The sequence below is a fragment of the Nocardioides marmotae genome (assembly GCF_013177455.1).
GTDB classification, from domain to species: Bacteria; Actinomycetota; Actinomycetes; order Propionibacteriales; family Nocardioidaceae; genus Nocardioides; species Nocardioides marmotae.
Genome location: NZ_CP053660.1, coordinates 1,941,459 through 1,960,836 on the forward strand (window position 1 = coordinate 1,941,459; position 19,378 = coordinate 1,960,836).

General features: G+C 73.5%; 24 protein-coding genes and 1 riboswitch. Of the genes, 14 read left to right on the top strand and 10 right to left on the bottom strand.

All coding sequences use genetic code 11. The features are described 5' to 3' along the window. Positions 1 to 153: 153 nt before the first annotated feature. Entirely contained in the window at positions 154 to 387 is a 234-nt protein-coding gene (locus HPC71_RS09375; RefSeq protein ID WP_154614480.1) for a hypothetical protein, read from the bottom strand. Positions 388 to 444: 57 nt separating this feature from the next. Then, on the bottom strand, positions 445 to 1,338 hold the full coding sequence (locus HPC71_RS09380) for an alpha/beta fold hydrolase (RefSeq protein WP_171896603.1): 894 nt from the start codon (positions 1,336 to 1,338) through the stop codon (positions 445 to 447). 84 nt (positions 1,339 to 1,422) lie between these two features. Between HPC71_RS09380 and HPC71_RS09385 the strand changes: the two genes are divergently transcribed. The 5 genes from HPC71_RS09385 to HPC71_RS09405 are packed head-to-tail and all read left to right on the top strand — an operon-like array spanning position 1,423 to position 6,193. Then, entirely contained in the window at positions 1,423 to 3,663 is a 2,241-nt protein-coding gene (locus HPC71_RS09385; RefSeq protein ID WP_171896604.1) for an acyl-CoA dehydrogenase family protein, read from the top strand. Continuing rightward, positions 3,660 to 4,193, top strand: coding sequence for an FAS1-like dehydratase domain-containing protein (locus tag HPC71_RS09390; protein WP_171896605.1), 534 nt, complete (start codon positions 3,660 to 3,662; stop codon positions 4,191 to 4,193). The genes HPC71_RS09385 and HPC71_RS09390 overlap by 4 nt, the downstream gene beginning before the upstream one ends. Beyond that, positions 4,190 to 4,612 carry a Zn-ribbon domain-containing OB-fold protein gene (locus HPC71_RS09395; RefSeq protein ID WP_253943972.1) on the top strand — a complete coding sequence of 141 codons (423 nt, stop codon included), beginning with the start codon at positions 4,190 to 4,192 and terminating at the stop codon, positions 4,610 to 4,612. Before HPC71_RS09390 ends, HPC71_RS09395 begins: the two co-directional genes overlap by 4 nt. Before the next feature lies 1 nt (position 4,613). Then, on the top strand, positions 4,614 to 5,027 hold the full coding sequence (locus HPC71_RS09400; protein WP_154614479.1) for a MaoC family dehydratase: 414 nt from the start codon (positions 4,614 to 4,616) through the stop codon (positions 5,025 to 5,027). Then, entirely contained in the window at positions 5,024 to 6,193 is a 1,170-nt protein-coding gene (locus tag HPC71_RS09405) for a lipid-transfer protein (RefSeq protein WP_171896606.1), read from the top strand. Before HPC71_RS09400 ends, HPC71_RS09405 begins: the two co-directional genes overlap by 4 nt. Before the next feature lie 147 nt (positions 6,194 to 6,340). Here HPC71_RS09405 and HPC71_RS09410 read toward each other — a convergent pair whose 3' ends face one another. Further along, on the bottom strand, positions 6,341 to 6,691 hold the full coding sequence (locus tag HPC71_RS09410) for an ArsR/SmtB family transcription factor (RefSeq protein ID WP_154611779.1): 351 nt from the start codon (positions 6,689 to 6,691) through the stop codon (positions 6,341 to 6,343). Between the two features lie 56 nt (positions 6,692 to 6,747). Between HPC71_RS09410 and arsM the strand changes: the two genes are divergently transcribed. Genes arsM through HPC71_RS09425 form a run of 3 tightly spaced genes read left to right on the top strand, consistent with a single transcriptional unit; the run spans position 6,748 to position 9,097 of the window. Continuing rightward, positions 6,748 to 7,569, top strand: a complete 822-nt coding sequence (gene arsM / locus HPC71_RS09415) for an arsenite methyltransferase (RefSeq protein ID WP_154614478.1) — start codon at positions 6,748 to 6,750, stop codon at positions 7,567 to 7,569. After that, positions 7,566 to 8,648 carry an ACR3 family arsenite efflux transporter gene (arsB, locus tag HPC71_RS09420; protein WP_154614477.1) on the top strand — a complete coding sequence of 361 codons (1,083 nt, stop codon included), beginning with the start codon at positions 7,566 to 7,568 and terminating at the stop codon, positions 8,646 to 8,648. The genes arsM and arsB overlap by 4 nt, the downstream gene beginning before the upstream one ends. Beyond that, positions 8,645 to 9,097 (top strand): arsenate-mycothiol transferase ArsC, encoded by a 453-nt coding sequence (locus tag HPC71_RS09425; RefSeq protein WP_154614476.1) that lies wholly within the window; start codon positions 8,645 to 8,647, stop codon positions 9,095 to 9,097. Before arsB ends, HPC71_RS09425 begins: the two co-directional genes overlap by 4 nt. Before the next feature lie 17 nt (positions 9,098 to 9,114). Here HPC71_RS09425 and HPC71_RS09430 read toward each other — a convergent pair whose 3' ends face one another. Beyond that, positions 9,115 to 9,429: a DMT family transporter gene (locus HPC71_RS09430; protein ID WP_171896607.1), complete on the bottom strand. Its 315-nt coding sequence runs from the start codon at positions 9,427 to 9,429 to the stop codon at positions 9,115 to 9,117. A gap of 10 nt (positions 9,430 to 9,439) precedes the next feature. Continuing rightward, positions 9,440 to 9,503: riboswitch (guanidine-III (ykkC-III) riboswitch) on the bottom strand. Positions 9,504 to 9,558: 55 nt separating this feature from the next. On the opposite strand from HPC71_RS09430, the gene HPC71_RS09435 reads away from it, so the two are divergent. Together HPC71_RS09435 and HPC71_RS09440 are read left to right on the top strand one after the other, a co-directional pair. Next, complete coding sequence (locus tag HPC71_RS09435; RefSeq protein WP_154614474.1) at positions 9,559 to 10,389, top strand: sulfurtransferase; 831 nt, start codon at positions 9,559 to 9,561, stop codon at positions 10,387 to 10,389. 12 nt (positions 10,390 to 10,401) lie between these two features. Continuing rightward, positions 10,402 to 10,824 carry a VOC family protein gene (locus tag HPC71_RS09440; RefSeq protein WP_171896608.1) on the top strand — a complete coding sequence of 141 codons (423 nt, stop codon included), beginning with the start codon at positions 10,402 to 10,404 and terminating at the stop codon, positions 10,822 to 10,824. Between the two features lie 51 nt (positions 10,825 to 10,875). Here HPC71_RS09440 and HPC71_RS09445 read toward each other — a convergent pair whose 3' ends face one another. Continuing rightward, positions 10,876 to 11,316 carry an iron chaperone gene (locus tag HPC71_RS09445; protein ID WP_154611774.1) on the bottom strand — a complete coding sequence of 147 codons (441 nt, stop codon included), beginning with the start codon at positions 11,314 to 11,316 and terminating at the stop codon, positions 10,876 to 10,878. 111 nt (positions 11,317 to 11,427) lie between these two features. Here HPC71_RS09445 and HPC71_RS09450 point away from each other — a divergent pair, with 111 nt between their 5' ends. Continuing rightward, positions 11,428 to 11,598, top strand: a complete 171-nt coding sequence (locus tag HPC71_RS09450; protein ID WP_154614472.1) for a hypothetical protein — start codon at positions 11,428 to 11,430, stop codon at positions 11,596 to 11,598. 156 nt (positions 11,599 to 11,754) lie between these two features. Here HPC71_RS09450 and HPC71_RS09455 read toward each other — a convergent pair whose 3' ends face one another. Next, on the bottom strand, positions 11,755 to 12,489 hold the full coding sequence (locus HPC71_RS09455) for a dienelactone hydrolase family protein (protein ID WP_154614471.1): 735 nt from the start codon (positions 12,487 to 12,489) through the stop codon (positions 11,755 to 11,757). A gap of 28 nt (positions 12,490 to 12,517) precedes the next feature. Here HPC71_RS09455 and HPC71_RS09460 point away from each other — a divergent pair, with 28 nt between their 5' ends. Continuing rightward, the gene (locus tag HPC71_RS09460; RefSeq protein ID WP_216656583.1) at positions 12,518 to 12,775 is read left to right on the top strand and encodes a cryptochrome/photolyase family protein; all 258 of its coding nucleotides are present in this window, start codon (positions 12,518 to 12,520) and stop codon (positions 12,773 to 12,775) included. Positions 12,776 to 12,789: 14 nt separating this feature from the next. Further along, positions 12,790 to 13,293 (top strand): 2'-5' RNA ligase family protein, encoded by a 504-nt coding sequence (locus tag HPC71_RS09465; RefSeq protein WP_154614469.1) that lies wholly within the window; start codon positions 12,790 to 12,792, stop codon positions 13,291 to 13,293. Positions 13,294 to 13,391: 98 nt separating this feature from the next. Here the strand turns inward: HPC71_RS09465 and HPC71_RS09470 are convergent, their stop codons facing one another. Further along, complete coding sequence (locus HPC71_RS09470) at positions 13,392 to 13,595, bottom strand: cold-shock protein (protein ID WP_154611769.1); 204 nt, start codon at positions 13,593 to 13,595, stop codon at positions 13,392 to 13,394. A gap of 496 nt (positions 13,596 to 14,091) precedes the next feature. Here HPC71_RS09470 and HPC71_RS09475 point away from each other — a divergent pair, with 496 nt between their 5' ends. Next, positions 14,092 to 15,324 (top strand): DUF480 domain-containing protein, encoded by a 1,233-nt coding sequence (locus HPC71_RS09475; protein ID WP_253943973.1) that lies wholly within the window; start codon positions 14,092 to 14,094, stop codon positions 15,322 to 15,324. On the opposite strand, the gene HPC71_RS09480 is transcribed toward HPC71_RS09475, so the two are convergent. The 3 genes from HPC71_RS09480 to kstD form a co-directional block, all read right to left on the bottom strand. Continuing rightward, positions 15,321 to 16,640, bottom strand: coding sequence for a dicarboxylate/amino acid:cation symporter (locus HPC71_RS09480; protein ID WP_154614468.1), 1,320 nt, complete (start codon positions 16,638 to 16,640; stop codon positions 15,321 to 15,323). The two genes, HPC71_RS09475 and HPC71_RS09480, sit on opposite strands and share 4 nt — an antisense overlap. 96 nt (positions 16,641 to 16,736) lie before the next feature. After that, entirely contained in the window at positions 16,737 to 17,618 is an 882-nt protein-coding gene (locus tag HPC71_RS09485; protein WP_154614467.1) for a MaoC/PaaZ C-terminal domain-containing protein, read from the bottom strand. Continuing rightward, positions 17,618 to 19,363, bottom strand: coding sequence for a 3-oxosteroid 1-dehydrogenase (kstD, locus tag HPC71_RS09490; protein WP_171896609.1), 1,746 nt, complete (start codon positions 19,361 to 19,363; stop codon positions 17,618 to 17,620). The genes HPC71_RS09485 and kstD overlap by 1 nt, the downstream gene beginning before the upstream one ends. Between the last annotated feature and the right edge of the window lie 15 nt (positions 19,364 to 19,378).

A 19,378-nucleotide genomic window follows, 5' to 3' on the forward strand; every position in this document is an offset into this window, starting at 1 on the left:
TGGCTCCGTTCGGTGGGGGATTGCCGGGTGTCTCCGACCCCTCCATGGTGGGGGGCGCCCCATGGAACCGACATCGCGTGGCGCTGAGGTGGCGCGCAGGTGGCGCTGAGGTGGCGCGCAGGTGGCGAAGAGGTACGGATGAGGTTTCGCGCCTCATGTCCGCGGAGGTCGGACCGTCCGCCGGCGCAACCACGTCGTCGTACCGGGGGCGAGTCCGCGCAGCTTGGGCGTCTCGTGGAGAGGGACGACGACGAGCGCGGCATCGTCGGGCAGGGACCACTTCAGCGCGTGGTAGACCGCGGACAGGTGCTCGGTGCTCTCGATGAGCAGCAGGCCGGGGCCGGCGCGCGGCGTACTGGACCCGCGGACGTCATGCGGACGGAGCAAGCGGGTGCTCGGCCCGTATGACGTCCGGATGCCGTCCCGCGGCAGGGGCGGTCACCGTCACCGGGAGAAGTCCCGCCGACGGGCGTCGACGGTGGCGGCCGCCTCGAGGAACCGCGGCACGAACACCTCGGCCTGGAGCACGCAGCCGGCGTGGCCGGTCGGGACGTCGTGGACGGTGGCGCCGGGGATCCGCCGGGCGAGCGCGAGCTGGCGCCCGGCGGGAATGACCCGGTCGCCGAGCGTGACCACGACCGCGGTGGGGACGTCGATGCGGCCCAGCCAGGGCTGAGAGTGGTGGGCGCCGAGCGCGCTGAGCGCCTGGCCGACCGCCCAGGGGCTGGTGCTGCGCAGCTCGCGCAGCGCCCAGTCGTGCATGTCGCTCGGTCGCAGCCCGGTCGCGGTGCGGGCGGCGCGGACGGCCGTGCGCGAGCGCGAGATCCCACGGGCGGCGAGCATCGTGGCGCCCATCCCGGCGAAGAACCCCTGCTCGACGGGGTTGTTGCGGAACCGGTCGCTCGTCGAGGCCAGCACCAGCCCCGCCACGCGATCGGGGTGCTGGCGCCAGACCCGCTGGGCGACCACGCCGCCCATCGAGTAGCCGCCGACCAGCACCCTGTCCAGACCCAGCACGTCGCAGAGCGCGGCCACGTCGTCGGCGCAGTCGCGCAGGGAGAAGTCCTCGCTGCGGATGCCCTGGCCGTGCCAGCGCTGGTCCAGCGTGATGACCCGGAACCGGCGGGCGAGCGCCTCGATCGCGGGGTACCACGTGAGCAGGCCGGTGCAGCCCAGGGCGTGCAGCAGCACCAGCGGCGTCGCCCGCGCCGACGGGCCGGGCGTGTCGGTGACGTACGTCGTCCCACGCCCGGGCAGCTCGACGAGCCGTCCCTCGGGGATCCGGGCCCACGGCAGGTACACGCGGCGGAGCGCACTGCGCGGCGAGGGCAGGGCCACAGGGATCGCCTCCTCACGACTCGGTCGACCTGTGCTAGAACACGTTACAGTTTCGGGCGGGGAACCGAGGACGAGGAGACGGGCGTGGACACGGACGGCTACACCGAGGCGGACGCGGAGCGGGCGGAGTCGCTCGACGCGGTCCGCTCGGTCATCACCGAGGCGCTCGAGCGCGGCGGCGGCGACTGGCGGACTGACTGGGCGGCGCTTGCGGCCGACGGCCTGACCGCGCTGCCGGTGCCGGCCGAGCACGGGGGAGAGGGGCTCGGCCTGGCCGAGGTCGCGGTCCTGCTCCGCGAGACCGGCGCCCGCGCACGCCACCTGCCGGTGTGGGAGACGCTGTGCTGCGGCGCGCTCGTCCTGGCCGCGCACGGCACCGAGGAGCAACGGCAGGCGCTCCTGCCCGGCGTCGCCGCCGGCGACCTGCTGCTCACCCCCGCGATCCGCGAGGTCGGGGCGGGGCTCACCTCCGGGCTCACCTCCGCTCCGCCCGCCACGCGGTACGACGGCGGCACGGTGTCCGGCCGCAAGGTCGGCGTGACGTACGCCGACGCGGCCGCCCGCCTGCTCGTCACCGCGACCGGGTCCGACGGCGAGCCGGTGCTCGTGCTCGTCGACCCCCAGGGCCCGGGCGTCGAGCTGCACGAGTCGCCCTCCTCGGCCCGGATCACCGAGCACACCGTCGTGCTCGACGGCGCGCCAGCAGAGCCGGTCGGTGGGCCGGGTGGCGGCGCGGACGCTGCGCGGTCGCTGCGCGAGCACGCCGTGGCCGGCCTGGCGCTCACCGCCGCGGGCCTCGTGGCCGGCGCGCGCGACCTGACCGCGGCGTACGTCAAGAGCCGCACGCAGTTCGGCCGCTCGCTCGCTCAGTTCCAGGCGGTCGCGATGCAGGTCGCCGACGTCTACATCACCTCGCGGCTGGCCGACCTCGCCGCGGCCAACGCCGCCTGGCGCGTCGAGCAGCGCCTGGACGTGACCGACGACCTCGCCGTCGCGGCGTACTGGACCTGCGCGGAGGCGCCGCGCGCGATGCGCACCTGCCACCACCTGCACGGCGGGATGGGCGTCGACGAGACCTACCCGATGCACCACTACTTCTCGTGGGTCACCGACATCGTCCGCCTCCTCGACGCCCGCCCTGAGGACGTCCACGTCGAGGACCCCACGACCAAGAACCTCGAGCTCAGCGCCGACCAGCGCGCGCTCAAGGCCGAGCTGCGGACCTACTTCACCGGCCTCGCCGACCAGGACGCGCACGTCGACATGGGCCGCGACCGGCACGGCCCGACCTACCAGCGGGTGGTGCGGCAGATGGGCACCGACGGCTGGATGGGCGTCGGCTGGCCGCAGGAGTACGGCGGCCACGGGCTCGGCGAGATCGAGCAGACGATCTTCGCCAACGAGGCCCAGCGCGCCGACGTGCACCTGCCGGCCGTGACGCTGCAGACCGTCGGGCCGACCCTGATCCGCTACGGCACCGAGAAGCAGAAGGACCTGTTCCTCAAGCGGATCCTCGCCGGCGACGTGCACTTCGCGATCGGCTACTCCGAGCCCGACGCCGGCACCGACCTCGCCTCGCTGCGCACCACCGCCCGCCGCGACGGCGACCACTACGTCGTCAACGGGCAGAAGCTGTGGACCACCGGCGGCCACCAGGCCGACTACGTGTGGCTCGCGGTGCGCACCGACCCCGACGCGCCCAAGCACAAGGGGATCTCGATCCTCATCGTCGACACCACCGACCCGGGCTACTCCTTCACCCCGATCATCACCGCCGACGGCAGCCACCACGTCAACGCGACGTACTACAACGACGTGCGGGTGCCGGTCGACATGCTGGTCGGCGAGGAGAACCAGGGCTGGAAGCTGATCACCACCCAGCTCAACCACGAGCGGGTCATGCTCGGCCCGGCCGGCCGGATCGAGGGGCTGCGCGACCGGGTCCTGGACTGGGCGACCAAGGCCGGCGTCGCCGACCACCCCGACGTCGTGGAGGTGATGGGGCGCGTGACCGCGGTCCTCCGGGTCAACGAGCTGCTCAACTGGGAGGTCGCGCGCGCCGCGGCCACCGGCGAGATCTCCGTCGGCGACGCCTCCTCCTCGAAGGTCTTCGCCGCCGACCAGGTCCAGCACCTCGCCGACGACCTGACCCGCATCGTGCACCGCTACGGCGACCCGGCGGAGGCCGAGACCCGGCACCTGGTGGAGTACCTCGACGCCCAGGCCAAGCGGAACCTCGTCCTCACCTTCGGTGGTGGGGTCCAGGAGGTGCAGCGCGAGCTGATCGCGATGTTCGGCCTCGGGCTGCCGAGGGTGCCGCGATGAATCACCCCACGAGCGTGATCGACCCCGCCGCGCACGAGCGGATCATGGCCGAGGCCGAGCGGATCAAGGCGCTCGGCGAGGCCGCCGAGCGCGAGGCCCGCGACCCGGTCAACCAGCCCACGATCAACAACTGGCTCGAGGCGATGGGCAACGACAACCCGCGGTGGCGGGCCGGCGAGGCGCCGCCGTCGATGGCGCAGGTGTGGACGATGTACGGCCTCGGCGGCCGCCCGCCGGCCGACGACCCGCTGCACGGGATGATGAAGGTGCTCACCGACGAGGGCTGCACCGCGGTGCTGGGGACCAACTGTGAGCAGGAGTACCGCCGTACCCTCCGGGTCGGCGAGCAGGTCCGCGTCACCACCGCCCTGGACTCCGTCGTCGGCCCGAAGCGCACCGGCATGGGGGAGGGCTACTTCGTCACCTCCCGCAACACCTGGTACGTCGCCCACCCCGACGGGCAGAGCGAGGTCGTGGCCACGATGCTCTTCCGCGTCCTGAAGTTCGTCCCGAAGGGGGCGGCCTCGTGAGCGCGGCGACCCCCGGGATCATCCGGCCGATGGTCGGCCGCGACAGCGCGTTCTTCTGGGAGGGCACGGCCGCGGGGGAGCTGCGGATCCAGTGCTGCCCCGCCTGCGGGGCGCTGCGCTTCCCGCCGGGCCCGTCCTGCCCGCGCTGCCACGCCTTCGACCAGTCCCACGTCGTCGCGGCCGGCACCGGCACCGTCTTCTCCTACGTCGTGCACCGGCATCCGCCCGTGCCCGGCAAGGAGCTGCCGATCGTCCTCGCGCTCATCGACCTCGACGAGGGCGTCCGCATGGTCGGCGAGGTCGTCGACGCGGTGCCCGACGGTGGCGGCCCCGAGGACATCGAGATCGGCATGCGGCTGCGTGTCGACTTCCGCCGCGTCGACGACGAGCTGACCCTCCCGATCTGGCGGAAGGCCTGAGATGACAACGACGACCACGACCCTGACCGCGGGGGACACCCTCCCGGCCTGGGAGCTGCCGATCACGCCCACCCTCGTGGTGAGCACGGCGATCTCGACCCGCGACTTCCAGGACGTCCACCACGACCGCGACATCGCCCAGGCGGCCGGGTCCAAGGACATCTTCGTCAACATCCTGACCTCCACCGCGCTGGTGGAGCGCTACGTCACCGACTGGGCCCACGCGCTCACCGGCGGCTGGGACGCCGAGGTGCGCGGCATCGCCATCCGGCTCGGCGCCCCGGCCTACCCCTACGACACGCTCACCTTCTCCGGCACGGTCGAGTCGGTCGAGGACGGCGTCGCCACGCTGCGGGTCACCGGGTCGGTCCCGCTCGGCGACCACGTCACCGGCACCGTGAAGGTGGCCCTGTGAGCGCCGGCCTCTCGCGCCGGGCCGCGATCGTCGGCATCGGCGCCACCGAGTTCTCCAAGGAGTCCGGCCGCTCGGAGCTCCAGCTCTCGGTCGAGGCGGTCCTCGCCGCGCTCGCCGACTGCGGGCTCACCCCCGCGGACGTCGACGGCCTGACCACGTTCACCATGGACACCTCCTCGGAGATCGCGGTCGCCCGCGAGCTCGGCGTGCCCGAGCTTCGGTTCTTCTCGCGGATCAACTACGGCGGCGGTGCGGCCTGCGCGACCGTCCAGCAGGCCGCGATGGCGGTCGCGACCGGCGTCGCGGACGTCGTGGTCTGCTACCGCGGGTTCAACGAGCGCTCGGGCAGCCGCTTCGGCCAGGTCTCGGTGGCCGCGGCCACCCAGGTCAACACGAACGGCCTCGACAACGCCTGGACCTACCCGATGGGCCTCGGCACGCCCGCGGCGACGGTGGCGATGCAGGCGCGGCGCTACATGCACGAGTACGGCGCCACCTCGGCCGACTTCGGCCGGGTCGCCGTCGCGGACCGCCGGCACGCCGCGACCAACCCGGACGCGTTCTTCTACCAGCGGCCGATCACGCTGGAGGACCACCAGGCCTCGCGGATGATCGCCGACCCGCTGCACCTGCTCGACTGCTGCCAGGAGTCCGACGGGGCGGTGGCGCTCGTCGTCGTCTCGGCCGAGCGGGCCCGGGATCTGCCCCAGAAGCCGGCATACGTCGCCGCGGCGGCGCAGGGGAGCGGCCAGGACCAGTTCGTGATGACGTCCTACTACCGCGAGGACATCGGCATCCCCGAGATGGGCGTCGTCGGGCGGGAGCTGTGGCGCCAGTCCGGCCTGCGGCCCGACGACATGCCGGTGGCGATCCTCTACGACCACTTCACGCCGTACGTCCTCATGCAGCTGGAGGAGCTCGGCTTCTGCGGCCGCGGCGAGGCGCCGGGGTTCGTGGCCGACGGGGCGATCGAGCTCGGCGGACGGCTGCCGGTCAACACTCACGGCGGCCAGCTCGGCGAGGCCTACATCCACGGGATGAACGGCATCGCCGAGGGGGTGCGCCAGGTGCGTGGCACGTCGGTCAACCAGGTCGCCGGCGCCGAGCACGCCCTGGTCACCGCAGGCACCGGCGTGCCGACCAGTGGGCTCGTGCTCTCGGCCTGACCCGCGACCGCCGGACGTACCGAAGTCCTCCCAGCGGGCCGAGGTCCCGCCTGGCGGGGGGCTCTGGATCAACTTCGGTACGTCCGTGGGCACGCCGCGATCGACGTGTCGCGGACGCTGGCCGCGGTGGGCCGGGGTCGCATGCGGCTAGGGCCGGAGCGCGTCGCTGAGCGCGGCCAGGGTGTCCTCGACGAGGCGGTAGAACGCCCAGCGCCCCCGCTGCTCGCGGACGACCAGGCCGGCGTCGACCAGCTGCTTCATGTGGTGGGAGACGGTCGGCTGGGAGAGCCCGACGGGCTCGGTGAGGTCGCAGATGCAGGCCTCGCGCTCGGGGTGGGCGGCGATGAGCGACAGCAGGCGGACCCGGGTGGGGTCGCCGAGCGCCTTGAACATCCGCGCGAGCCGCTGCGCGTCCTCGGCCTCCAGGGCGCCGCCGGTGACGGTCGAGCAGCACGCGGTGCCGGGCGCGACGGCGGTCGGAGCGCTGGGGGAGGCCATGGCGGCAGTCTGCCAGACGGATTGACATCCGTCGATGTATCGACGAGGCTCGATGCATGAGCACGCCGAGCACGCCCCCGACCGACGACCAGCTGCGCGAGGAGGTCCGCAGCCGGTACGCCGAGGCCGCCGTCGCGGTGACCCGCGGCGCGACCAACACCGACCTCAACGACGCCCTCCAGGTCGTCGACGACACCGGCGCCGCGGCGTCGTGCTGCGGCGGCGGCGAGGTGACCGTGGGGGAGGCCTTCGGCGCGGGGCTGTACGCCGCCGAGGACCGCGACGGGCTGCCGGCCGACGCCGTCGCGGCCAGCCTCGGCTGCGGGAACCCGCTCGCGGTCGCGGACCTCCGCCCCGGCGAGCGGGTCCTCGACCTCGGGTCCGGTGGTGGCATCGACGTGCTGCTCTCGGCACGCCGCGTCGGGGAGACCGGTTTCGCCTACGGGGTGGACATGACCGAGGAGATGCTCGACCTCGCCCGCGCGAACGCCGCCCGGGCCGGCGCCACGAACGTGGAGTTCCTGCGCGGCACCATCGAGGACGTCCCGCTCCCGGACGCCTCGGTCGACGTGGTGATCTCCAACTGCGTCATCAACCTCTCCGCGGACAAGCCGCGCGTGATGGCCGAGATGCACCGCGTGCTGGTGCCGGGCGGCCGGATCGGGATCTCCGACGTCGTGGCCGAGGACCACCTCACCGTCGCGGACCGGGCCGAGCGCGGCTCGTACGTCGGGTGCATCGCCGGCGCGCTCTCGCACTCGGAGTACCTGGACGGCCTGGCCGGCGCCGGTTTCGTCGACGCCACCGTCGAGCTCACCCACGAGGCCGTCCCCGGCATGCACGGGGCGATCGTCCGCGCGACGAAGCCCGGAGCATGACCAGCTCCCTCACGCCCGACGCCCCCGTCGCGCAGCGACTGCCGCGCCTGGACCGGTACCTCCCGGTGTGGATCGGCCTGGCGATGGCCGCCGGCCTGCTGGCGGGCCGCTGGGTGCCCGGCATCGCCGAGGCCCTCGACGCCGTCACCGTCGGGTCGGTCTCGCTCCCGATCGCGCTCGGCCTGCTCGTGATGATGTACCCGGTGCTGGCGAAGGTGCGCTACGACGAGGTCGGCACGGTCGCCCGCGACACCCGGATGATGGTGCTCTCGCTGGTGCTCAACTGGTTGGTCGGCCCGGCGCTGATGTTCGCGCTGGCCTGGATCTTCCTGCCCGACCTGCCCGAGTACCGCACCGGGCTGATCATCGTCGGCCTCGCCCGCTGCATCGCCATGGTGATCATCTGGAACGACCTGGCCTGCGGCGACCGGGAGGCCGCCGCGGTGCTCGTGGCCGTCAACTCGGTCTTCCAGGTGCTCGCCTTCGCGCTGCTCGGCTGGTTCTATCTCGATCTGCTCCCGGGCTGGCTCGGGCTCTCCTCGACCGGCCTCGAGGTCTCGCCGTGGGTGGTCGCCGGCAGCGTGGTCGTCTTCCTCGGCGTCCCGCTGGTCGCGGGCTACCTCACCCGCCGGCTGGGGGAGCGGCGCCGGGGCCGCGACTGGTACGAGCAGCGGTTCCTGCCACGGATCGGGCCCTGGGCGTTGTACGGCCTGCTCTTCACCATCGTGGTCCTCTTCGCCCTCCAAGGCGAGACGATCACCAGCCGGCCGCTCGACGTCGCCCGGATCGCCCTCCCGCTGGTCGTCTACTTCGCGCTGATGTGGGCCGGGTCGCTGCTGGTGGCCCGCCGCGCCGGACTCGGGTACGCCCGCGCCACGACCGTCGCCTTCACCGCCGCCGGCAACAACTTCGAGCTCGCCATCGCCGTCGCGATCGCGGTCTTCGGCGTCACCAGCGGCCAGGCGCTCGCCGGCGTCGTCGGGCCGCTGATCGAGGTGCCGGTCCTTGTCGGCCTCGTCTACGTCAGCCTCTGGGCGCGACGCTTCTTCCCCGACTCCCCACCTGGAGCACCGTCATGACCGAGCCCACCACCGGCCGCGTTCCGCAGGTCGTCTTCGCGTGCGTCCGCAACGGCGGCCGCTCGGTCGCCGCGCGGGTGCTCGCCGAGCACTACGCCGGCGGGAGGGTCCTCGCGCTCTCCGCCGGCACCCGGCCCGGGGAGCAGATCCACCCCGAGGTCGCCGACGCCCTCGAGCGGCTCGGGATCGACACGTCCCGCGAGCGGCCGCAGCACCTCACGACCGAGATGGTGGCGGCCAGCGACCTCGCGATCACGCTCGGCTGCGGGGAGGAGTGCCCCTACGTCCCCGGCGTCACCTACCGCGACTGGCCGGTCGACGACCCTGGCGGGCAGGACCCGGCCACCGTCCGCCGCATCGTCGCCGACCTCGACGCGCGGGTCCGCGACCTGCTCGCCGAGCTCGTGCCCGACCTCGAGCTGCCGCCGTCGGTCCTCGACGGAGCATGACCCGCGCGGGCGGGGTCTCAGTGGGTCAGCTTCAGCCCGATGACGCAGCCGACGAGCCCGGCGAGCAGCAGGACGCGGGCCAGGTTGACCGGCTCGGCGCCGGTGGCCATGCCGTGCACGACGGTGAGGGCGGCGCCGATCCCGACCCACACGGCGTACGCCGTGCCGACCGGGAGGGTGCGCATGGCGTAGGCGAGGCCGGCCATGCTCGCGGTCAGCGCGACGGCGAAGACCACCGTCGGGGTGACCCGGGAGAAGCCGTCCGAGCGGCCGAGCGCGACCGCCCACACCGCCTCGAGAGCACCGGAGAGGATCAGCACCAACCACGCCACGACGACTCCTCGCGGCCGTCTTGTCGCTGTCCGGGTACGGCTCCCTCGTCCGGTGGACCGTTCGTGGTCCGGGACCCAGGCTAGCAACGCGGCGCGGGTCTCCCGGGCGGCGGCGGGTACCGTCGGCCCATGAGCGCCGTACCCCGCCACGTGTCCGTCGAGTGGCTCCACGAGCACCTCGCCGACCCCACGGTCCGCGTCCTCGACGCGACCGTGCACTTGTCCTTCGACGAGGACGGCGCGCACGTCGCGTCGGGCCGGGAGTCCTACGAGCGGGGCCACGTGCCGGGCGCGGCGTTCGTCGACCAGCTCACCTCGCTCAGCGACCCGGGCGGCGAGGCGCCGTTCGCCGCGGTCGACACCGACCGCTTCGCCGCGGTCGTGGGTGCGGCCGGCGTCGGGGACGAGCACCACGTCGTCGTCTACGACTCGGTCAACGGCATCTGGGCGACCCGCCTGTGGTGGCAGTTCGGCCTCGAGGGCAACGACCGGGTCTCGGTGCTCGACGGCGGGCTCGACGCGTGGCGGGCAGCCGGCTACGAGACCACCACCGGCACCGAGACCTACCCGCCCACGACCTTCACCGCGCGCCGCCGCCCCGAGCGGATCACCTCCACCGCGGACGTCGAGGCGGCCGTCGCCGACCCGGACGTGCTGCTGGTCAACGCCCTGGGCCGCGAGGAGTTCGAGCGCGGGCGGATCCCCGGCAGCGTCAACGTGCCGTTCGGTGAGCTGGTCGGCCCCGACGGGCGGATGCGCCCCGTGGAGGAGCTGCGCGAGCTCTTCGAGTCCGTCGGCGCGCTCGACGCCGGCAAGCGGCCGGTGACGTACTGCGGCGGCGGGATCGCCGCGACGGCCGCCGCGCTCGCGCTCATGGAGCTCGGCCGCGACGACGTGGCGGTCTACGACGGGTCGATGAACGCCTGGACCGCCGACCCGAACCGGCCGCTCGAGCGCTGAGGGCCCCGGGGCGTGTCCGACCACCCCGCGCTCATGCACACCGTCGTGGACGCGCTGGAGTGCCGGCCGCTGGCGGAGTTCTACCGCGAGCTGCTCGGCCTGAGGTACCGCCCCGGCGACGAGCCGCCGACCGACGGCTCGCCCGACGACGCCGACTGGCTGGTGCTCCTCGACGACGCCGGCCGGCGGGTGCTCGCGGTGCAGGACGTGCCCTCGATCAAGCGGCCCGACTGGCCCGAGCACTCGGTGCCGGCGCAGCTGCACCTCGACTTCGCGGTGCCCGACGTGGCCGCGCTCGAGCGGCACCGGCGTCGCGCCGAGGAGCTCGGCGCGACGCTGCTGCTGGACCGCACGTACGACGCCGAGGAGCCGCTCTACGTGCTCGCCGACCCCACCGGCCACCCGTTCTGCCTGCTGGTGTCGGCTCTGGGATGACCCGGGTGTGACCCGGGCGTGACCCGGGCGTGACCCGGGGCCTGACCTGGCTCAGCCGCCGGCGGCGGCGCGGACCAGCGCGGTGACCCGCTCCTCGACGTGGTCGTCCCAGCTGGTCAGGGCGTAGGAGACCGGCCACATCACCCCCTCGTCGAGGGTCGCGTTGTCCTGGAAGCCGAGCGTGGCGTAGCGGGCCTTGAACTTCCCCGCGTCCTGGAAGAACACCACCGCCTTCCCGGACTCGTCGGCGTACGCCGGCATGCCGTACCACGTCTTCGGCGCCAGCTGCGGCGCCGTCGTCGTGACCACCACATGGACCCGCTCGGCCAGGGCGCGGTCATCCGGGGTCATCTGCGCGATCCGGTCCAGCACGGCCTTGAGCCCGTCGGCCTTCTTCGCGCCCTTGCGGCCCTCCGCGCGCAGCTCGGCGGCGCGCTCCTTCATCGCGGCCCGCTCCTCGGGGCTGAACCCGTCGTCCTTCTCCGCGGCCATGGTCGGCTCCTCTCCTCACGGCCCGGCCGGTTGCCGGGTCCTTCGACGGTAGGCCTCCCCGCTCGGCCGCACCGGGTATGACGACCCGCCGGCCGCGGAACCGGCCTCCCCATGACCGACTTGATCGTCCTCGGCCTGGTGCTCGTCGCGCTCGCCCTCGGCTACGTGCTCGCCAGCACCCGCGCCACCACCAAGGAGTCCGAACGCCTGCACGACGGGGTTGCGGGGGAGCACCTCGACACCAAGCTCGACCCCCACCCCGGGGCGCCACGGGAGGACTGACCCGCCCCGTCTCCTCGACACCTCCTTCGCGCAGGCGGCGCTGCCGTCGAGAGATGACCTCGCGCACCGCCTACCGTCTCGGGCTCGGTTCCGCGCTGGGCGCCGCCGTCCTGCTCGTCCTCGCCGCCAGTTCCATCGGCCGGCCGATGAAGCTTCCTACCCTCGCAACCGCTCGGCGAAGAACGCCAGCACGGCGTCGGCGGCGTCCTGGTGGCGGTGGAGGGTGAGGGTGGAGTGCTTCGAGCCGGGCAGGTCGACGCGGAGGAACGCGTCGCCGAGCTCGCGGGTGAGCGTGTCGAAGCGGCGGCCGACCATCCGGTCGCCGCGGTAGCGCAGCCCGAGCACCTGGCAGCCGGCGGCCGCCCGGGACCGTACGACGTCGAGGTCGGCGGGGGAGAGCTGGAGGTCGGCGGCCCGCCGTCGGCCGAGCGGGAACGGCGTCGAGGGCTGCGCCAGGACCGGCGCGGCGACCGCGTCGTCGACCATCATCGCCAGTGCGAAGCCGCCGGTGAAGCACATGCCGAGCGCCCCGACGCCGGGCCCGCCGACATCCGCGTGGAGCGCGCGGGCCAGCGACCGCAGCCAGCCCGCGACGGGCGTCGTCTCGCCGGCGGCGAGCATCGACATCTCCCGGCTGATGCAGATCTGCGCCATCGCGCGCGCCACCGAGGCCGGGCCGACGGGCGCCTCGGCCCGGCCGAACAGCTCGGGCATCACCACGGTGTGGCCCGCGACGACCAGCTCGTCGGCGTACCGGATCACCTCCGGGGAGATGCCCGGGATCTCGTGGATCAGCACGACGCCGGGCCCCTCGCCCTTGCGGTACGTCGGGTGGCCGGTGCCGGCGGCGTCGACGTGCTCGCCGCGGGTCCAGGTGTCGAGGAGCGCCATGGTCGCGAGTATGGGTACCGGCCGGCCCGTGACGGAACGGCGTGTCCAGCTGGTGATGCCCCACCAGCTCTTCCTGGACCACCTCGACGCGCCGCCGGGCACGACGTACGTGCTCGTCGAGCACGACCTGCTCTTCCGCCAGTACCGCTTCCACACCCAGAAGCTCGTCCTCCACCGCGCCTCGATGCGCCGCTTCGCCGGCCGGTTGCGCGCGGCCGGCCGCGACGTCGAGGTGGTCGAGACCTCGGCCGGCCACACCCGGCGCGCGAAGCCGTGGCTGGTGTGAGGAATGCTGGCCTGATGCCGCTGCACGCGCTCGAGCTGGTGCCCGACGAGGCCGGTCAGGAGGCGGTCCGCCACGACTGGGAGAAGCTCCGCGAGGCCGGGCTGCCCTCGCAGCTGGACCACCGGGGCCCCACCAACGCGCCGCACCTGACGGTGGTCTCCGCGGCCGAGCTGCCCGACGCCGCGATCGACGTGGCCTCGGCGCGGCTGGGCTCGCTGCTGCCGTTCCGCGCCCGGTCGGCCGGACTGCTGCTGCTCGGCGGGGAGCGGCTGACCGTCGCCCGCGCGGTCGACATCGACGACGACGTCGTACGACGCGTGCTCGCCGTGCGGGTCCAGGTGCCCGACCGCGCCCACCTCGGCTGGTTGCCGCACGTGACCCTCGCCCGGCGCCTGCCGCGCGAGGACGCCCAGCGGGCGGTCGACGCCCTCGGTCACGAGGACGTGGTGCTCACCTTCACCCGGCTGCGTCGGTGGGACCCCGACACCGGGCGGGTCACGACCGTCGCCGGCTGGTGAGCCGTCGGCGGGGGCGGTGACTCAACTACCCCGAAATCGCCGAACGGCGACTCCCGATGCGTGATCGGGAGCCGCCGTCGGACGGAGTGCGGTGGGGCTCAGACAGCCCGGACGTTCTCGGCCTGCGGGCCCTTGGGGCCGGCGACGACGTCGAACTCGACGCGCTGGTCGTCCTTGAGGGACTTGTAGCCGTTGCCCTGGATGTTGCTGTGGTGGACGAACACGTCAGCGCCGCCGCCCTCCTGGGCGATGAAGCCGAAACCCTTGTCGTCGCTGAACCACTTAACAGTGCCGTTAGTCATGATGCTGATCCTTCGTGTCGGTAGCAGCGGGCGACCTGTTGCCCGCTGCGGGGCTGAAGCAAAGCGAGGCGCCTGATGCCGACGTACGAAACGAAGAAGACCAAGGACAAGCGATGAGCTCGGCGACCGCAAGGCCGCCAGGTTGGGGAAAAACCCCCTTCAACTGACGTAACCGTAGCACCGCTGGGCGCCAGGCCCCACATCCGCGACGTGGTCGACGGTGGCGCGCACCGACGTTTCATCGGCCGGCCGACGAAACTGCCGGTGGGCCGATGAAACTTCATCGGCCAAGCGCGAGCTCTATCGGCCGGCCGATGAAACTGCCGGTGGGCCGCTGAAACTTCATCGGCCAAGCGCGAGCTCTATCGGCCGGCCGACGAAACTCCCGGTGGGCCGCTGAAACTTCATCGGCCAGGCGCCAGCTTCAGCGGCCGGCCGATGAAACATCCAGAAGCCACCCCGTGCCGATCCGCAGCCCGGCATCTATGGTTCCCGCGTGACCGAGACCCCGCTCACGTCCCTGCCCGCGGAGCTGCGCGAGCCGCTCACCGACGAGGAGCAGCGCGTCCTGGGCGCGCTGCTGGAGAAGCAGGTGACGGTCCCCGCGTCGTACCCGATGACGCTCAGCGGCCTGCGCACCGCCTGCAACCAGACCAGCAGCCGCGAGCCGGTCACGGCGTACGAGGAGCAGGCGGTCGAGCAGGTCGGCCGGCGGCTCAAGGACCGCGGCCTGGTGCGGATCGTCTGGTCCGACACCGGCCGGCGGACGTTGAAGTACCACCAGGTGCTCGACGACGTGCTCGGCCTCGCCGACGACGAGCGCGCGCTGCTGACCGTCCTGCTGCTGCGCGGCCCCCAAGCGCCGGGGGAGATGCGCACCCGCTCGGAGCGGCTGCACGCCTTCGCCGACCGGCAGGCCGCCGAGGACACCCTGCGGCGGATGGCCGGGCGCGGGCTGGTCGAGGAGCTGCCCCGGCGCCGCGGCGACCGCGACGCACGCTGGCGCCACCTGCTCGGCGGGACCGAGGAGCCGGTGGCCGAGGCCGCGGCCGACGGCCCGGTCGTGCTGCCCGCGGACCGCGACGACCGGGTGCGGGCGGCCTACGGCACGATCGCGGCCGACTACGCCGACCGATTCGCGGACGAGCTGGGCGACCTGCCGTTCGAGCGGTGGCTGCTCGACCGCGTCGCCGCGGACGCGGTCGCCGCCGGCCGGCCGGTGGTCGAGGTGGGCTGCGGGCCGGGCCACGTGACGGCGTACCTCGCCGCGGCCGGGGCGGACGCCACCGGCCTCGACCTCAGCCCCGAGATGGTGGAGCAGGCGCGGGCCCGCTTCCCCGACGCGACGTACGACGTCGGCGACCTGCGGCGCCTGGTGCGGCCGCCGGCCGCGGACGGCTGGGCCGCGGTGCTGGGGTGGTACTCGCTCATCCACCTCGCGCCCGCGGAGCTGCCGGACGCGGTGGCCGCGCTGGCTCGTCCGCTCGCCCCCGGCGGCCGGCTCGTCCTCGCGCTCCACAGCGGCGGCCCGCAGCGGGTGCGGCACGTCGAGGAGTGGCTCGGCCACCCGGTCGACCTCGACGTGGTGATGCACGACGTCGCCGAGGTCCGCGCCGCCGTGGAGGCGGCCGGGCTCGGCGACGTCGAGTGGTACCGGCGCGGCCCGGTCGCCTCGCGGGGCGAGACGACCGAGCGGCTCTACGTGCTGGCGACCCGGCCGGGGGCCTAGGCCGCGACCTCCGCCCGCTCGACGACCGGCTCCTCGCCGAGCGCGTCACCGCGGGGAGCGTCGTACGCCGCCTGGTCGAGCAGGCCCTCGCGCTTGGCCACGATCGTCGGCACGAGCGCCTGGCCGGCGACGTTGGTCGCGGTCCGGATCATGTCGAGGATGGGGTCGATCGCGAGCAGCAGCGCCACGCCCTCGACGGGCAGGCCGAGCGTGGACAGCGTCAGGGTCAGCATGACCACCGCGCCGGTCAGCCCGGCGGTCGCGGCCGAGCCGATCACCGAGACGAACGCGATGAGCAGGTAGTCCTGGATGCCCAGGGGGATCCCGAAGATCTGCGCCACGGTGATCGCGGCCAGCGCCGGGTAGATGGCCGCGCAGCCGTCCATCTTGGTGGTCGCGCCGAAGGGGACCGCGAAGGAGGCGTACTCCTCCGGGACGCCGAGGTTCCGCGTCGTCACGCGCTGGGTGAGCGGCATGGTGCCCACCGACGAGCGCGAGACGAACGCGAGCTGGATGGCCGGCCAGGCCCCGGTGAAGAACTTGACCGGCGAGAGCCCGTTGAGCCGCAGGATGACCGGGTAGACGACCAGCATCACGATCAGGCAGCCGACGTAGACGTCGATGGTGAACGTGGCCAGCGGGCCGACCAGGTCCCAGCCGTAGGTCGCGACCGCGGTGCCGATCAGGCCGAGCGTGCCGAGCGGCGCGAGCTTGATGATCCACCACAGGACCTGCTGGATGACCGCGAGCGCGGAGCGCATGAAGCCCAGGAACGGCTCGGCGGCCTCGCCGGCCTTGAGCGCGGCCGCGCCGACCACGAGGGCGACGACGACCAGCTGCAGCACGTTGAACGACACCCCGCCGTCGCCCGCGGAGAGGCCGAGGAAGTTCGCGGGGACCAGGCCGGTGAGGAAGTCCAGCCACGAGCCGGTGCCGCCGTCGTACGACGCGCCCTCCGGCACGACGTCGGCCGCCTTGCCGGGGTCGGTCAGGATGCCGAGCCCCAGGCCGACGCCCACGGCGACCAGCGAGGTCACCATGAACCACAGCAGGGTCTGCGTGGCCAGACGGGCGGCGTTGGTGACCTGGCGCAGGTTGGCGATGCTGACGATGATCGCGGTGAGCACCAGCGGCGGGACGGCGGCCTTGAGCAGGCCGACGAAGACGTCGCCGATGGTGGCGAGCGTCGTCGTCAGCCACTCGGTCCCGGTGGTGCGGGCGAGGAGGCCCAGCAGCACACCGAGGACCAGACCGGCGACGATCTGGGCCCAGAACGGGACCCTGCGCACGACGCGCAGGGCCGAGGGGTTCGACATGGCAGGACCTTTCGGAAGGGACTCCTGCCCAACACGGCCCTGCCCGGGGCCATGCCCCCGCCTCGCGTGAGCCGGCTCACGCCTCGGCCCGCCTGATCAGGCCAGGTCGAGCACCACGTCGCCGAGCACCGGGGAGCCGTCGCGGTCGCCGCCGGCGATCTCGGCCGAGGCCAGGACCCGCCCGTCCTCGCACCACCCGCGGGTGCGGATGGTCTCGCCGGGGAACACGACACCGGCGAACTTCGCTGCGAACCCGGCGACCTTCGCCGCGTCCCCGTCGAGCAGCGCGTCGGTCAGCGTGCGCAGCACGATCCCGTAGGAGCACAGCCCGTGCAGGATCGGCGCCGGGAAGCCGGCGGCCGCGGCGAAGGCCGGGTCGGCGTGGAGCGGGTTCCGGTCGCCGCAGAGCCGGTAGAGCAGCGCCTGCTGCGGGGTGACGTCGTACGACGCCTCGGTGTCGGGCGCGCGGTCGGGCAGGGCCACCGGGGTCGAGGACCCGCGCTCACCGCCGAAGCCGCCCTCGCCGCGCACGAAGATCGAGGACCGCACCCGCCACAGCTCGCGGCCCTCCGGGGAGGTCGCGACGCCCTCCTGCCAGATGACCGCGGCCTTGCCCTTGTCCCAGACGTCGGTGAGCGTGGTGGCGATGGTGGCCGTGCCGCTGGTGGGCAGCGGTCCGCCGGTCACGGTGATCGCCTGCGAGCCATGGACGACCTGGGCCAGGTCGATCTCGCAGCCCGGCAGGTCCAGCGGCGGCGGGTCGGTGGCGTGGAAGGTCGGCGCGACCACGCCGAAGGACGGCAGCACCTGGAGGCTCGGGCCGTCGAGGGTGTAGCGCAGTGCGGCGGGGGAGAGGTTGTCGCCGGCGCGCGAACCTGCGCCGATGCCGAGGTGGTAGAGCAGGACGTCGCTCTCGGCCCAGCTGAACTCGCGGGAGCCGAGGTCGGCGCCGATCGCCACGGACGGGTCGATGGGCATCAGGCGGTCTCCTCCTGGCTGGTGGTTGCGGGGGTGGCTGCGGGCCGGGCGGCGGCCGCGGCGAGGTCCTCGGCGGCGAGGTAGCCGAAGACGAGCGCCGGGCCGATCGTGCCACCGGGACCGGGGTAGGTGTGGCCCATCACGGCGGAGGAGACGTTGCCGGCGGCGTACAGGCCCTCGAGCACCGAGCCGTCCTCGCGCAGCACCCGGGCCCGCTCGTCGGTGACCAGGCCGCCCTTGGTGCCGAGGTCGCCGGGGACGATCTGGACGGCGTAGAAGGGGCCCTCGTCGATGGTGTGCAGCGAGGGGTTCGGCTTGACCGTGGGGTCGGAGTAGTACTTGTCGTAGGCCGACTCGCCGCGGTGGAAGTCGGCGTCGACGCCGGTCCGCGCGAAGCCGTTGAACCGCTCGACGGTCCGCTCCAGGGTCGCGGCGGGGACGCCGATCTCGGCGGCGAGGCCGGCGAGGGTGTCGGCCTTCTTGACCACGCCCTCCTTGTACCACCGGCCGGGGAAGGGCTGGCGCGGCATGAGGCCGGCGAAGACGTAGCGGTTGCGGTAGCGCTGGTCGAGGACCATCCACGACGGCACGTGCCCGACGCCGGTCTGCTCGCCGCGGTAGATCTCGTGGACGGCCTCGACGTAGGGGAGCGCCTCGTTCATGTACCGCTCGCCGGCCTGGTTGACGATGATCGACCCGGGCAGGTTGCGCTCGGCCAGGCAGAACCACGGGCGCCCCGGCAGCGGGATCGTCGGGCCCCACCAACCGTCGTCCATCAGGTCGGTGCTCGCCCCGGCGCCCATGCCGGCGACGAGCCCGGCGCCGGTGTTGTTCTGCGAGCCGGTCGTCCACTCCACCGAGGTCGGCCGGGGCAGGTACTTCTCGCGCAGCTCGGCGTTGCGCTCGAAGCCGCCGCTGCCGAGGACCACGCCGCGGCGGGCGCGGACGACCTGCTCGACGCCGTCGCGCAGCACGCGCACGCCGGTGACCCGGCCGTCCTGGACGACGAGGTCGCGCAGCTCGGTCTCGTAGTGCAGCGGCACGCGGGCGTCGGCCAGGCCCTGGCGCAGCCCGATCGCGATCGCGTTGCCCATGGCGTACATCCGTCGCCGCAGCAGGCCCGCGAGGATCCGCTTGAGGGTCACCTTGACCATCGTCAGCGGCCCGCGCAGCGTGCGCATGCCGAGGCTGATCTTCCGGAAGTCGGCCTGGGTGACGATCATGTTGGCCGGCGCCTTGGTGTACGGCGGGTGCAGCCGCTCGAGCTCGGCGCCCAGGAAGCTGGCGTCCAGCGGGACCGGCTCGACGGTCCGGCCCTTCGGCCGCCCTCCGGGCTGCTCGGGGTGGTAGTCGGCGTAGTCGGGGACCCAGGTGAACCGCACCGGCGTGCGGGCCTTGAGGAAGTCCATGACCTCCGCGCCGCGGTCGACGTAGGTGTCGCGGCGGACCTTGGGGACGACGTCGCCGACGATCGAGTCGAGGTAGAGCTTGGAGTTCTCCAGCGGATCGTCCTGGCCGGCGGCCTTGAGCGCGTAGTTGCCCGGGATCCAGACGCCGCCGCCGCTGCGGGCCGTGGACCCGCCGAAGTAGGCGCTCTTCTCCAGCAGGATCGTGTCGAGGCCGCGATCGGCGGCGGCGAGCGCGGCGCTCATGCCGGCCGCGCCGGCGCCCACGACGACGACGTCCACCTCGCTCGGCAGGTCGGTCGGTGATCCGGTGGAGGTGGCGTGCGGTGACCCCGTCATGGCGCAAAACTGTAA